General features: G+C 61.1%; 15 protein-coding genes. 11 read left to right on the forward strand and 4 right to left on the reverse strand.

Annotation, left to right across the window (positions count from 1 at the left end; translation table 11 throughout):
- Nucleotides 1-777 carry a metal-dependent hydrolase gene (locus ACJ8PI_RS05180; RefSeq protein WP_016928186.1) on the forward strand — a complete coding sequence of 259 codons (777 nt, stop codon included), beginning with the start codon at nt 1-3 and terminating at the stop codon, nt 775-777.
- A gap of 343 nt (nt 778-1,120) precedes the next feature.
- Nucleotides 1,121-2,554 carry a PTS glucose transporter subunit IIBC gene (gene ptsG / locus ACJ8PI_RS05185; RefSeq protein WP_016928184.1) on the forward strand — a complete coding sequence of 478 codons (1,434 nt, stop codon included), beginning with the start codon at nt 1,121-1,123 and terminating at the stop codon, nt 2,552-2,554.
- A gap of 56 nt (nt 2,555-2,610) precedes the next feature.
- Here the strand turns inward: ptsG and ACJ8PI_RS05190 are convergent, their stop codons facing one another.
- Both ACJ8PI_RS05190 and mntR read right to left on the reverse strand, forming a co-directional pair.
- Nucleotides 2,611-2,976, reverse strand: coding sequence for a DUF4180 domain-containing protein (locus ACJ8PI_RS05190; RefSeq protein ID WP_060420596.1), 366 nt, complete (start codon nt 2,974-2,976; stop codon nt 2,611-2,613).
- 14 nt (nt 2,977-2,990) lie between these two features.
- On the reverse strand, nt 2,991-3,461 hold the full coding sequence (gene mntR / locus ACJ8PI_RS05195; RefSeq protein ID WP_033638048.1) for a manganese-binding transcriptional regulator MntR: 471 nt from the start codon (nt 3,459-3,461) through the stop codon (nt 2,991-2,993).
- Nucleotides 3,462-3,691: 230 nt separating this feature from the next.
- On the opposite strand from mntR, the gene ACJ8PI_RS05200 reads away from it, so the two are divergent.
- Entirely contained in the window at nt 3,692-4,996 is a 1,305-nt protein-coding gene (locus ACJ8PI_RS05200) for an Nramp family divalent metal transporter (protein WP_004928764.1), read from the forward strand.
- Nucleotides 4,997-5,033: 37 nt separating this feature from the next.
- Here ACJ8PI_RS05200 and ACJ8PI_RS05205 read toward each other — a convergent pair whose 3' ends face one another.
- Nucleotides 5,034-5,783, reverse strand: a complete 750-nt coding sequence (locus ACJ8PI_RS05205) for an SDR family oxidoreductase (protein ID WP_164134128.1) — start codon at nt 5,781-5,783, stop codon at nt 5,034-5,036.
- Nucleotides 5,784-5,882: 99 nt separating this feature from the next.
- Between ACJ8PI_RS05205 and ACJ8PI_RS05210 the strand changes: the two genes are divergently transcribed.
- Nucleotides 5,883-6,260: a winged helix-turn-helix transcriptional regulator gene (locus ACJ8PI_RS05210; protein WP_072265263.1), complete on the forward strand. Its 378-nt coding sequence runs from the start codon at nt 5,883-5,885 to the stop codon at nt 6,258-6,260.
- On the opposite strand, the gene ACJ8PI_RS05215 is transcribed toward ACJ8PI_RS05210, so the two are convergent.
- The gene (locus ACJ8PI_RS05215; RefSeq protein WP_060429931.1) at nt 6,257-7,162 is read right to left on the reverse strand and encodes a transporter substrate-binding domain-containing protein; all 906 of its coding nucleotides are present in this window, start codon (nt 7,160-7,162) and stop codon (nt 6,257-6,259) included. The genes ACJ8PI_RS05210 and ACJ8PI_RS05215 overlap by 4 nt on opposite strands.
- Before the next feature lie 221 nt (nt 7,163-7,383).
- Here ACJ8PI_RS05215 and hinT point away from each other — a divergent pair, with 221 nt between their 5' ends.
- The 7 genes from hinT (at nt 7,384) to ACJ8PI_RS05250 (ending at nt 12,916) form a co-directional block, all read left to right on the forward strand.
- On the forward strand, nt 7,384-7,734 hold the full coding sequence (hinT, locus tag ACJ8PI_RS05220) for a purine nucleoside phosphoramidase (protein WP_004928776.1): 351 nt from the start codon (nt 7,384-7,386) through the stop codon (nt 7,732-7,734).
- A gap of 11 nt (nt 7,735-7,745) precedes the next feature.
- A complete protein-coding gene (locus ACJ8PI_RS05225) occupies nt 7,746-8,135 on the forward strand; it encodes a YcfL family protein (protein ID WP_033638052.1) in 390 nt (129 codons plus the stop codon).
- A 26-nt stretch (nt 8,136-8,161) separates the two neighbouring features.
- Entirely contained in the window at nt 8,162-8,752 is a 591-nt protein-coding gene (gene lpoB / locus ACJ8PI_RS05230) for a penicillin-binding protein activator LpoB (RefSeq protein WP_060438828.1), read from the forward strand.
- Nucleotides 8,733-9,599: a thiamine kinase gene (gene thiK / locus ACJ8PI_RS05235; protein WP_164134129.1), complete on the forward strand. Its 867-nt coding sequence runs from the start codon at nt 8,733-8,735 to the stop codon at nt 9,597-9,599. Before lpoB ends, thiK begins: the two co-directional genes overlap by 20 nt.
- A 38-nt stretch (nt 9,600-9,637) precedes the next feature.
- Complete coding sequence (gene nagZ / locus ACJ8PI_RS05240) at nt 9,638-10,657, forward strand: beta-N-acetylhexosaminidase (protein WP_033646434.1); 1,020 nt, start codon at nt 9,638-9,640, stop codon at nt 10,655-10,657.
- 79 nt (nt 10,658-10,736) lie between these two features.
- Nucleotides 10,737-11,279 carry an alpha/beta hydrolase YcfP gene (ycfP, locus tag ACJ8PI_RS05245; protein WP_015377468.1) on the forward strand — a complete coding sequence of 181 codons (543 nt, stop codon included), beginning with the start codon at nt 10,737-10,739 and terminating at the stop codon, nt 11,277-11,279.
- Between the two features lie 332 nt (nt 11,280-11,611).
- On the forward strand, nt 11,612-12,916 hold the full coding sequence (locus ACJ8PI_RS05250; protein ID WP_004928794.1) for an NAD(P)/FAD-dependent oxidoreductase: 1,305 nt from the start codon (nt 11,612-11,614) through the stop codon (nt 12,914-12,916).
- Nucleotides 12,917-13,088: the final 172 nt, after the last annotated feature.

Raw genomic sequence — 13,088 nt, forward strand, 5'->3', positions numbered from 1 at the left:
ATGTTGTTAGTCGATTCTCATTGCCACCTTGACAGTCTGGATTATCAAACGCTGCACCAGAATGTGGACGATGCGCTGGCCAAAGCCAAGGCGCGCGACGTCGGCTATGTGCTGGCGGTTGCCACCACGCTGCCGGGTTACCGTTCCATGACCGAGCTGATCGGCGAGCGCAACGACGTGGCCTTCTCCTGCGGGGTGCATCCGCTCAATCTGGAAGAGGGGTATGATTACGCCGAACTGCGTCGCCTGGCGGCGGCGGAGCAGGTGGTGGCGCTGGGGGAGACCGGGCTCGATTACTTCTACCAGAAAGACAACCTTGAGCTGCAGCAGGACTCTTTTCGCGAACATATCCGCATCGGCCGGGATCTGAACAAGCCGGTGATCGTCCACACTCGCGATGCGCGCGCGGACACGCTGGCGATCCTGCGTGAAGAGAACGCACAGGACTGCGGCGGCGTACTCCACTGCTTCACTGAAGATTTGGCCACGGCCGAAGCTCTGCTGGATCTGGGCTTCTACATCTCCTTCTCGGGCATCGTCACCTTCCGCAACGCCGAACAGCTGCGCGAGGTGGCGCGCTATGTGCCGTTGGATCGCATTCTGGTGGAAACCGACTCGCCTTATCTGGCACCGGTGCCGCATCGCGGCAAAGAAAACCAACCCGCCTATGTGCGCGATGTGGCTGAATACATGGCGGTATTGAAGGGCGTCAGCCTGGAACAACTGGCCGAAGCCACCACCGCCAACTTTTCACGTTTATTTCACCTCGAACTGTGATCTTTGACCTAGGCTATAGCTGTAGGTCATTGTCTGCGTAATTTTTTTTAAGCTCGTAATTAATCACTGAAACGGGTAAGGTTCCCTCCCGTTTCAAGGTGATTGATGCGTGTTTTTTGGTCTGTTTCGCCAAAAAACAGCCGGTTTATGCAAAGTTACCGCGGCTCGATCATCGAAACGTGATTGTCATCAAACATTGCGCAGGCTATTTATTTTACTCTGCGTAATAAATTCAAGGGGTGCTCAGACACCCTGAATTGCAGGGGTTTTTCTCCCCCCCTTGCAGCGCGAATCATCGCGACAAGAAGTAGCAAAGCATTATTACTCAGGAGCACACTCAACTATGTTCAAGAACGCATTTGCAAACCTGCAAAAAGTAGGTAAATCGCTCATGCTGCCGGTGTCCGTGTTGCCTATCGCAGGTATCCTGCTGGGCGTCGGCTCCGCCAACTTTAGCTGGCTACCTGCGGTAGTCTCCCACGTGATGGCGGAAGCGGGCGGTTCGGTCTTCGCCAACATGCCGCTGATTTTCGCCATCGGCGTCGCCCTGGGCTTCACCAACAACGACGGCGTTTCCGCGCTGGCGGCGGTGGTGGCCTACGGCATCATGGTGAAAACCATGGCGGTGGTTGCGCCGCTGGTGCTGCACCTGCCGGCTGAAGAGATTGCGGCCAAACACCTGGCGGATACCGGTGTGCTCGGGGGGATTATCTCCGGCGCCATCGCGGCCTATATGTTCAACCGCTTCTTCCGCATTCAACTGCCGGAATACCTGGGCTTCTTTGCCGGTAAGCGTTTCGTGCCGATCATTTCCGGTCTGGCGGCGATCGTTCTGGGCGTAGTGCTGTCCTTCATCTGGCCGCCGATCGGTACGGCTATCCAGACCTTCTCGCAGTGGGCGGCTTATCAGAACCCGGTCGTGGCCTTCGGCATTTACGGCGTGGTTGAGCGTGCTCTGGTGCCATTCGGTCTGCACCACATCTGGAACGTACCGTTCCAAATGCAAATCGGTGAATTCACCAACGCGGCGGGCCAGGTATTCCACGGTGATATCCCTCGCTACATGGCGGGCGACCCTACCGCGGGCAAACTGTCCGGCGGCTTCCTGTTCAAAATGTACGGTCTGCCTGCTGCGGCCATCGCCATCTGGCACTCGGCCAAGCCGGAAAACCGCGCGAAAGTCGGCGGCATCATGATCTCCGCCGCGCTGACCTCGTTCCTGACCGGTATCACCGAGCCGATCGAGTTCTCCTTCATGTTCGTCGCGCCGATCCTGTACGTGATCCACGCTATCCTGGCTGGCCTGGCGTTCCCAATCTGCATCCTGTTGGGCATGCGTGACGGCACCAGCTTCTCGCACGGCCTGATCGACTTTATCGTACTGAGCGGCAACAGCAGCAAAATCTGGCTGTTCCCAATCGTCGGCATCGTCTACGGTCTGGTGTACTACACCATCTTCCGCGTGCTGATCGCCAAGCTGGATCTGAAAACCCCGGGCCGTGAAGACACCGCTGCCGAGCAGACTGCGCAGGGCGGTTCCGAAATGTCCGCGGCGCTGGTTCAGGCCTTCGGCGGTAAAGAAAACATCACTAACCTGGATGCTTGCATCACCCGTCTGCGCGTCAGCGTGGCCGACGTGTCCAAAGTTGACCAGGCGGGCCTGAAGAAACTGGGCGCAGCCGGCGTAGTCGTCGCTGGCTCCGGCGTGCAGGCCATCTTCGGCACCAAGTCCGACAACCTGAAAACCGATATGGACGAATACATCCGTAATCACTGATTCAGGCAGGGGAGTTACCAAGGGAGGCGAAAGCCTCCCTTTTTTATTGCCTGCCGTCAGGCGCCAAGGCGCTGTTCGAGTTCGGCGAGAGAAGGGAGGAACCAGACCTGTTCGCCGCGGTTGGCTTCACGCACGAAATCTTGCAGCGCGTTGCTTTGCGCCAGCCAGGGGGAGATATCGCCCAGCAGCGCAACGCGCAGGCGGTAGTTGATAAATTTCTGCAATACGGCGCCGGCCACGCCGCTTCTGAGCTGGAAAAAGGCGGCGTCGAGGCGGTTGACGGGGAGGGCAATCATTCCGGCATCGTGCTCAAAGGCGGGCGCGATAAACAGGCTGACGTCGTTTTCGTCTTTCAATGGCGGCCCGGCTTCGGCGAACACCACCAGGCGCAGATCGTGGATTTGCTGCACGGCGTAGCTCATCGGCGCTCCGGGAGTCAGGGCTTGGCGTGCTTTTGCAGGTAATGTTCGAACACCGCCAGCGTTTCGTCCGAGATATGGTGCTCAATCCCTTCGCTGTCCAGCTCGGCGGTTTCGCTCGGCACCCCGACGCACATCAGCAGATCGACCACGATGCGGTGACGGCGGCGCACCTTCTGCGCCAGCAGCTCGCCTTCCTCGGTTAAAAACACCCCGCGATAAGGGCGCGATTCCACCAGCCCGGCGCTTTTCAGCCGCGCGATATTTTTGATCGCCGTCGGGTGAGACACGCCGAAGCGGCGCGCGATGTCGGTGGTTCTGGCTTCGCGGGTGCTTTGCAGCAAATCGGCGATCAGCTCAACGTAATCTTCGATCAGCGCATTGGACTGCGCTTCGCGGGCGCGGCTAAAACGCAGGGCGTGCTCGGCCTCGTCCGGCATGTCGGTCTGGGCGTGGCGGTCGGCGTTATCTGGCGCGCGGGTAACCATAGCGTGGGGCGTCCTGTAAGCATAAAAATGGCATCTCCCGGCAGTGCGGGGAGGGTTGCCCTAAGTTAGTCCAAATAGCACACATTATCAATTCGATGCCACGCATTGTGGTAGTTAGAAATATCTCTACACAAAGCCAATGAATTTCGCCTGTTGCATAAAGTGTAGCCGATGCTACATTGTCGGCATGGTAGGTGGAAAAATAACCAGTGAAAGATTGAGGGTAATTCATGCGTGACGCGGCAACCACTCCATCGTTAACCGAACGGACCAACATCGCGATTGGCGCCGCCCTTGCCGGACGCAAGCGCGGCGCCTTTACGCCGTTGCTGTTCGCCGGCCCGGCGGTGATTGCCTCTATTGCCTATATGGATCCCGGCAACTTCGCCACCAATATTCAGGCCGGGGCGAAATACGGCTACAGCCTGCTGTGGGTGGTGGTGATGGCCAACCTGATCGCCATGCTGTTCCAGGCGCTGTCGGCCAAGCTCGGCATCGTCACCAATCGCAATCTGGCGGAGATGTGCCGCGACCAGTTTTCACGGCCGGTAGTGATCGGCATGTGGCTGCTCAGCGAAGTGGCGGCGATGGCCACCGATCTGGCGGAGTTTCTCGGCGGGGCGATCGCGCTGGCGCTGCTGTTCCATATGCCGCTGCTGGCGGGGATGGGGGTGACAGCGGTGATCACCTATGCGCTGTTGATGGTGGAAAAGAAAGGTTTCCGCCCGGTCGAGCTGATGATCGGCGGCCTGGTGGGCATCATCGCGCTGTGCTATCTGGTGGAGATGTTCATCGTACCGGTGGACTGGCAAGCGGCCGGCCTCGGCATGGTGACGCCGCAGTTGCCGGACGCGCAAGCGCTGACCATCGCCGTCGGCATTATCGGCGCCACCGTGATGCCGCACGCCATTTTCCTGCACTCGGGGCTGACCCAGCACCGCAGCCCGGCCAGCGACAACGGCGAGCGGCGCAAGCTGCTGCGTTTTTCCAATATTGAAGTGGTGATCGCGCTGGCGCTGGCCGGGCTGGTGAATATTGCGATGGTGATCATGGCCTCGAGCGCCTTCCACGCCGGTAATAGCGACGTGGCCGAAATTGGCACCGCCTACCATACGTTGACGCCGCTGTTCGGCGCGGCGGCCGCCGGCATCTTCCTCGCTTCGCTGATCGCCTCCGGCATTTCCAGCTCGGTGGTGGGCACCATGGCCGGGCAAATGATCATGCAGGGCTTCGTTGGCTTCCGCATCCCGGTGTGGGTGCGCCGCCTGGTCACCATGGTGCCGGCGTTTATCGTGGTGGCGATGGGCGTCAACGCCACCGACGCGCTGGTCTATAGCCAGGTGGTACTAAGCCTGGCGCTGCCGGCGCCGATGATTGCGCTGGTGATGTTCACCCGCCGCCGCGACATCATGGGCGAGTTCGCCAACGGCCGCTGGACCAGCCTGGCGGCGGTGGTCGGCACGGTGGTGATCGTGCTGCTCAACGTGGTGCTGCTGTTGCAGACCTTCGGCGTCGATATTCCCGGTTTGGGGTGATCTTGCGAGCCGCGCGGGGCGCGGCCGCGTCGCTAAATTATAAATTTCCCACGCCACCGTCCATCTGCAGCTCGGCGCCGACCATAAAGGCCGACTCGTCTGCTGCCAGAAACACCGCCGCTTTTGCCAGCTCCAGCGCGCTGCCCATGCGGCCGATCGGCACCAGCGCGCGGATATCGTCGCGTAATGCCTGTTCATCCGCTTCCGCCAACCCCAGCTTACCCAACGCCGGGGTTTCGGTCGGGCCGGGGCTGAGGCCGTTAAGGCGAATGCCGCGCGCGTGCAGCTCGCCGGACAGCGTTCTGGCCAGCGACAGCAAGCCGGCCTTGCTGGCGGCGTAGGCGCTGCTCTGCGGCAGGCCGATATGGGCGCTGACCGAACCGCACAGGATCACCGAAGAAGGGTTGGCCAGCAGCGGCAGCAGCGCCTGGATCAGAAAAAACGGCCCCTTCAGATTGATGTCCATCAGCCGCTGATAGCTCTGCTCATCCCACTCCTGCAGCGGGCGATGCGTAACGTCGCCGGCGTTGATGTACAGCACGTCCAGCCGCGGCCACCGTTGCCCCAGTCGCTGCGCCAGTTCGCGCTGCTGCGGAATATCGCCGGCGTCGCTCAGCAGCAACAGCGTCTTGTCTCCCAATGCCTGGCCCGCCGCGTCCAGGGCGCTTTGGCTGCGCCCGGTGATCGCCACCGTTGCGCCCTCGGCGATGAACTGGCGGGCGGTTTCCAACCCGATGCCGCTGGTGCCGCCGGTAATCAATGCGTATTTGCCTTGCAGTCGTGACATAACCGATTCCTCTTTAGCGTCAGTTGCGGCATTATTTGCGCTATAGTTCCTTTTGCATAGTAGGCACCTTTTGGATACTAAAGGGCGAGGTGGGATGAAATGACGGCGCAAGCGCCATTCGCGGCGGAAAATAATTTGGCGGCGTTGCCGCCGGCGGGCGAACCCTGCCCGATGGTGGACTTCGTCAATCTGGTGTCGGGCAAGTGGGCGATACCCATCCTGTACCGACTGATAATGATCGACGGCCCGGTGCGATTCAGCGAGCTGCAGCGGGCGGTGGCGCCCATTGCGCAAAAAGAGCTGACGCGTCAGCTGCGGCTGTTCGAGCAGCGTGGCCTGGTGACGCGGCAGGTGTTTCCCGAAGTGCCGCCGCGGGTGGAGTATCAGGTCACCGCGCTCGGTAAATCGCTGCGGCCGACGCTGGATTCGCTGGCCGAGTGGATGCGTCGGCACGCGCCGCAGCTGATCGGCGGCTAGTCGCCGATGCCCGGCGGATTGATGGCGGAGCGCTCGACCTTTTCGTCGCCTTCGCCCCAGCGCTCCAGCACCTGCGCGTATTCGCCGCTGACGATGACGCCGTTGATGGCGGCGTTGACGGCGTTCACCAAACCGTTGCCTTTTTTGGTGGTGACCGCGACGTAGGCCACGCTGGGGCCGATGCCGACCATTTTGGTTTTGCCGGTCAGCGCCGCCTTGTAGGCGCCGGTGGAGTGGGGGCCGAAGAACGCATCGGCGCGCCCGGACTGAATGCTCAGGTTAGTGGCGGCGTCGTCGGTGACGTAGATCGGCTGCACCGGCGGCAACCCGGCGGCGCGGTTTTGCTTATCCCATCCCAGCAGTATGTTTTCCTGATTGGTGCCGGATCCGACGATGATCCGCAGCCCGGCGACGTCCTGCGGCCGGTTGATCGAGGTGATGTGGCTGGTGGATTTGACGTAAAAGCCCAGCGTGTCCACCCGATAAGTGGCGAAGTCGAATTTGGTCTTGCGCAGTTTGGTGACGGCGATGTTGAAGATCGCCGCGTCGTATTTGCCGGCGCTGATGCCCAGCGGCCAATCTTCCCACGAGGTAGGCACCAGATTCAGCTCCAGCCCAAGGCTGTCGGCCACCAGGCGGGCGATGTCCGGATCGCTGCCGATCAGCGTTTTATTGTCCTCGGCGAACAGCGCCAGCGGCGGAGAGTTCTCGAACGCCACCGCCACCGTCAGCTTGCCGGGCACCGCGAAGTGAAAGTTTGCCGGAATCAGTGCGATAGCGGCCGGGTTTTTCTCCGCGCGTATCGGCTCTCGGTTAGCCTGCAGATCGATACCGCCCGCCGTTGCCGCCTGCACGGCGGCGCTCAGCAACAGCGCGCACAGCGCCGAAATCCTCAGTGGCATAGCACCCTCTATCCTTTGTTAATCATGGGGTTACTATTGGCGGCGGCGCGGGGTAAGTAAAGCAACAATAGTGAATAACCAAAGTGAAAAGATGCACAAGCGGGGCGCCGGGCTGCGCGAATCTGCAGCACTCGACGTGGAAAGTGCGCAATCAGGTTGAAAGCAGTAGAATTTGTCACTCATACTGCGTACAGCTAATTGTGTAAAACAAGGAACGCCAGATGGCCGAAGAAACGATTTTCAGTAAAATTATCCGCCGCGAAATCCCTGCTGATGTGGTTTATCAGGACGAACTGGTCACCGCTTTCCGTGACATCTCTCCCCAGGCACCCACCCATGTGCTGATCGTTCCCAACGTGCTGATCCCAACCGTCAACGACGTGACCGTGGAGCATGAAGCCGCGCTGGGCCGCATGATCACCGCCGCAGCGAAGATCGCCGAACAGGAAGGCATCGCCGAGGACGGCTACCGCCTGATCGTCAACTGCAACCGCCACGCCGGTCAGGAGGTCTATCATATTCACATGCACCTGGTCGGTGGCCGCTCGCTGGGGCCGCTGCTGTCACGTTAAGCGAGGAAATCATGCGCGGTAAAAAAACTCTCCGTGGTCTGATGGCGTTGGCGCTGCCCGCCGCGTTGCTGATGGGATGCAGTTCACCGCCCGGCATCGCGGTCAACCAAGGGCAGACGGTGGTGATGGATCCTTCGGTGCTGACCGCCGGCATTTTGGCCGATACGCCCTCGATTTCGAACGCCTCTGGGCGGGTGATGGCGACCTCGGTGCTCAACAACAGCCAAATGACGCCGGTCACCGTACATTACCGCTTCTATTGGTACGACGCGCAGGGGCTGGATATTCGCCCCTTCGAGAAACCGCGCGAGATCGTGGTGGCGCCCGACTCGGACGCCAAAATTTACTCGATTAACGGCAATCTGGACGCTAAAAGCGCGCGTCTGTATCTGTACCTGTAAGCGCTTGCCAGGTTTGGAGAAAAAGCATGAAAAAGTACGTCTTAGTGGCGCTGGCCGCATTAACCCTCAGCGGCTGTCTGTCGCGCCCGCCTGAGTCGGAACAACCGTTGCCGCCGGTCACCGTCGAACCGGAACAGCCGACGCCGCCGGTCGAGCAGCCGCAGCCGCCAACCACCGAGCCGGTGCCGCAGCCGCCGAAAATTCAGCAGCTCGACTGGCTGGGCAGCGTCCAGCCGCTGGTGGGGCAGATGCTGAAGGCCGATGGCGTCACGGCCGGCAGCGTGCTGCTGCTGGACAGCGTCAAGAACAACACCAACGGTTCGCTGCAGATGGGCAAAGCTACCGCGGCGCTGTACAAGGCGCTGGCGTCGAATTCCACCTTCAGCGTGGTGCCGGAAGCGAAGCTGACCAGCGCCAGACAAACGCTGGGCCTGTCGGCGGATGACAGCTTCGGTTCGCGCAGCAAGGCGATTGGCCTGGCGCGCATCGTCGGCGCGCAGTACGTGCTGTACAGCGACGTCAGCGGCGACGTGAAGTCGCCGGCGTTGGATATGCAGCTGATGCTGGTGCAAACCGGCGAGATCGTCTGGTCGGGCAATGGCGCCGTTAAACGCTGAGGCCGCGCTGCGACGATTGATGGAAACCAGACTGCCGGCGGTGAATACCGCCGGTTGTCATTTCAGCCCGGTGCAGGGGCTGACCGGCGAGAGCTGGCGCATCGACGGCGCGGGCATCACGCTGTTGGCGCGCCAGCACAGTGCGGAAAAACGCGCGCTGGGCGTGAGCCGACGGCGGGAAGCGCGGGTCTTGCGCCGCTGCGCGCCGGGGCTGGGGCCACGGGTTTTCGCACAGAGTAATCAGTGGCTTATCCTCGAATGGCTCGAAGGTGACGTCGTCACAGATGCCGAGTTTGCGGCGCTGAATGAGCGCGGCGAGCTGGCGGCGATGGCGGCGGAACTGCATCGGCGGCCGCTCAGCGGTTACCGGCTGGATCTGCGGCGGCAGTTCCTCCGCTACTGGCCGCAGCTGGATACGCGGCGTGTAACCCCCGCCTGGCTGCGCCTGCAGCGCCATTTTTTGCTAAGTGTGCCGCCACGGCCGCTGCGCCTGGCGCCGCTGCACATGGACATCCACCCGGGCAATTTGCTCGCCACCGGCGAGGGGCTGCGATTGATCGACTGGGAGTATGCCGCCGACGGTGACGTGGCGCTGGATATCGCCGCGCTGTTTCGCGGCAATGGTTGGTCGGCCGGGCAGCAGCAGCGCTTTTTGCAGCACTACGCGCGCCAGGGCTATCACGACGCCGCCCGGCTGCAGGCCCAGGTGCGGGGCTGGCTGCCGTGGGTGGATTATCTGATGCTGCTGTGGTTTGAAGTGCGCTGGCAGCAGAGCGGCGACGCCGAATTTTTACGCTGGGGCGCTGCGGTGCGCCGGCGATTCTGTTTATCATCATCCGAATTCTGAACGAACAATAATGAAGTGAGGTGCCCGTGGGCCCAGTAATGCTAGATGTCGCCGGCTACGAGCTGGATGCAGAAGAACGCGAGATTCTGAAACACCCGCTGGTTGGCGGATTGATCCTGTTTACCCGCAACTTCCACGATGCGGAGCAGTTGCGTGAGCTGGTGCGCCAGATCCGCGCCGCCTCGCACGATCGGCTGGTGGTGGCGGTAGACCAGGAGGGCGGGCGCGTGCAGCGCTTCCGCGAGGGCTTCACCCGCCTGCCGGCGGCGCAGTCGTTCGCCGCGTTGCACGATGCGCAGGAAGGCGGCCGGCTGGCGCAGGAGGCCGGCTGGCTGATGGCGGCGGAAATGATCGCGCAGGATATCGACATCAGCTTCGCGCCGGTGCTGGACATCGGCCACGGCAGCGCGGCGATCGGCGAGCGTTCGTTCCACAGCGATCCGCAGCAGGCGCTGGCGATGGCCGAACGCTTTATCCTCGGCATGCACAGCGCCGGCATGAAAACCACCGGCAAACACTTCCCTGGGCACGGCGCCGTCAGCGCCGATTCGCACAAGGAAACCCCGCGCGATCCGCGGCCGCTGGCGCAGATCCGCGAGCATGACATGGCGATCTTCCGCGAGCTGATCAACCGCCAGCTGCTGGACGCCGTCATGCCGGCCCACGTCATCTATACTGAAGCGGACCCGCGCCCGGCCAGCGGCTCGCCTTACTGGCTGCAGCAGATCCTGCGTCAGGAGCTGGGCTTCGATGGCGTGATTTTCTCCGACGATCTGTCGATGGAAGGCGCCGCCATCATGGGCAGCTACGCCGAGCGCGGCCAGGCGGCGCTGGATGCCGGTTGCGACATGATCCTGGTGTGCAACCACCGCGAAGGTGCGGTCAGCGTGTTGGATAACCTGTCCCCGGTCAAAGCAGAGAAGGTGAAGCGGTTATATCATCGCGGTCAGTTCACCCGTCAGGAACTGCGCGACTCCGAGCGCTGGCAGCAGGCGCACAAGGCGCTTAGCGCGCTGAGCGAACGCTGGGAGGAGCACAAGCAGCGTTCGCAGGGGTGAATCCAGGCGCCGCATCGCGGCGCAGAGCGGAAATGATGAGGGCCGCGCCCGCGGCCCTTGGCTTGTTGCGAGGATCCACATGATTATCTATTTGCACGGCTTCGATTCCACCAGTCCCGGCAATCATGAAAAGGTGTTACAGCTGCAGTTTATCGATCCGGACGTGCGCTTCATCAGCTACAGCACGCTGCATCCGCGTCACGACATGCAGCATCTGTTGAAAGAGGTGGACAAGGCGGTGCAGCAGGGCGGCGACGCGCACCCGTTGATCTGCGGGGTCGGCCTCGGCGGTTTCTGGGCGGAGCGCATCGGCTTCCTGTGCGGCATTCGCCAGGCGATGTTCAATCCTAATCTGTACCCGGAAGAGCACATGCACGGCAAGATAGACCGGCCGGAAGAGTATCGCGATATCGCCACCAAGTGCGTGGAGGATTTCCGCGAGAAGAACCGCGATCGCTGTCTGGTGGTGCTGTCGCGGCACGACGAGGTGCTGGATAACCGGCGCAGCGCCGAATTGCTGCATCACTACTACGAGATCGTGTGGGATGAACAGCAGACGCACAAGTTCAAAAACATCTCCCCCCATCTGCAGCGGCTCAAGGCGTTCAAGGCGCTGGGTTAACAGTTTCATAACGCTGCCGTGAGCCGCGCTTCCCGTTTTTCACCGGCGGAAAGTGCGGCTTTTTTGTGCGCCCAGGCAAGATTTTGCGTGGCAATCGGCAAAATTTAAAACTGTGACTCAGCGCTAACTATTTGAATCACAATCGCCAAAAAATCCTCGCGTCCAGCCTTTAACCAAAAAAATTTGATGTACATCAATTTTGGTATGACCAAATAACCTCGCATGTTATTCTGGCCTCAGAGAGCCGATTTATTTTAAGCGAACCCTATGTATTCTAAGGATATTATTTATTTACCCTGGAATAACAAATGGTTCACATTTAGGGGGTTATTTTGACAACGCCAAAGAAGAAAATCGTTATTGTTGGCGGCGGCGCCGGTGGCTTGGAGCTGGCGACCAGCCTGGGCCATAAACTTGGCCGCAAGAACAAAGCGGAGATCACGCTGGTGGATCGCAACCACAGCCATTTGTGGAAACCGCTGTTGCACGAAGTGGCGACCGGTTCCCTCGATGACGGCGTGGATGCGCTCAGCTACCTGGCGCACGCGCGCAACCACCATTTCAGCTTCCAACTGGGGTCGTTGACCAACATCAACCGCGAGACGCAAACGCTGCAGCTGGCGCAGATCTGCGACGAGCAGGGCGGTGAGCTGGTGCCGGCGCGCGAATTGCCGTACGACATCCTGGTGATGGCGCTGGGCAGCACCTCGAACGATTTCGGTACGCCGGGCGTGAAAGAGCACTGCATCTTCCTGGATAACCCGCATCAGGCGCGTCGTTTCCACAACGAAATGCTCAATCTGTTCCTGAAATTCTCGGCGCAGCCGGGGCAAAAAGAGCGGGTCAACATCGCCATCGTCGGCGGCGGCGCCACCGGCGTCGAGCTGTCCGCCGAGCTGCACAACGCGGTGAAGCAACTGCACAGCTACGGTTTCGAAGGCCTGGACAACAGCGCGTTGAACGTGACGCTGGTGGAGGCCGGCGAGCGCATTCTGCCGGCGCTGCCGCCGCGCATTTCCGCTGCGGCGCACCAGGAGCTGATTAAACTGGGCGTGCGCGTGCTGACCAACACCATGGTGACCAGCGCGGACGCCAAAGGCCTGAACACCAAGGGCGGCGAGTTCATCGACGCCGATCTGATGGTGTGGGCGGCCGGCATCAAGGCGCCGGACTTCATGAAGGATATCGGCGGCCTGGAAACCAACCGCATCAACCAGCTGGTGGTGGAGCCGACGCTGCAGACCACGCGCGATCCGAACATCTTCGCCATCGGCGACTGCGCCTCCTGCCCGAAAGAGGGCGGCGGTTTCGTGCCGCCGCGCGCCCAGTCGGCGCACCAGATGGCCTCGCGCTGCGCCACCAATATCCTGGCGCTGATGAACGGCCAGACGCTGAAGCCATACGTGTATAAAGACCACGGCTCGCTGGTGTCGCTGTCGCGCTTCAGCACCGTCGGCAGCCTGATGGGCAACCTGATGCGCGGCTCGATGATGGTGGAAGGGCGCATCGCGCGCTTCGTCTACATCTCGCTGTACCGCATGCACCAGGTGGCGTTGCACGGTTACATCAAAACCGGCCTGATGATGCTGGTGGGCGGCATCAACCGGGTGATCCGCCCACGTCTGAAAATGCACTGATCCCGCCTTTGTCGACCAACCCGCGCCGGTTCGCCCGCGCGGGTTTTTTTATGGCGGCGCGAGGCGATCGGCGGCGGTTGCTTGATTCTTCAGCATAAGCTGTCGTCGGTATGGGTAAAATTCTTAAGATTCCTCCTAAACAGCGGAAAAACGGCCGTTTTCCCGCATTTTT

Origin of the sequence: Serratia sp. CY82433 (assembly GCF_052166535.1) — a bacterium.
GTDB lineage: Bacteria > Pseudomonadota > Gammaproteobacteria > Enterobacterales > Enterobacteriaceae > Serratia > Serratia sarumanii.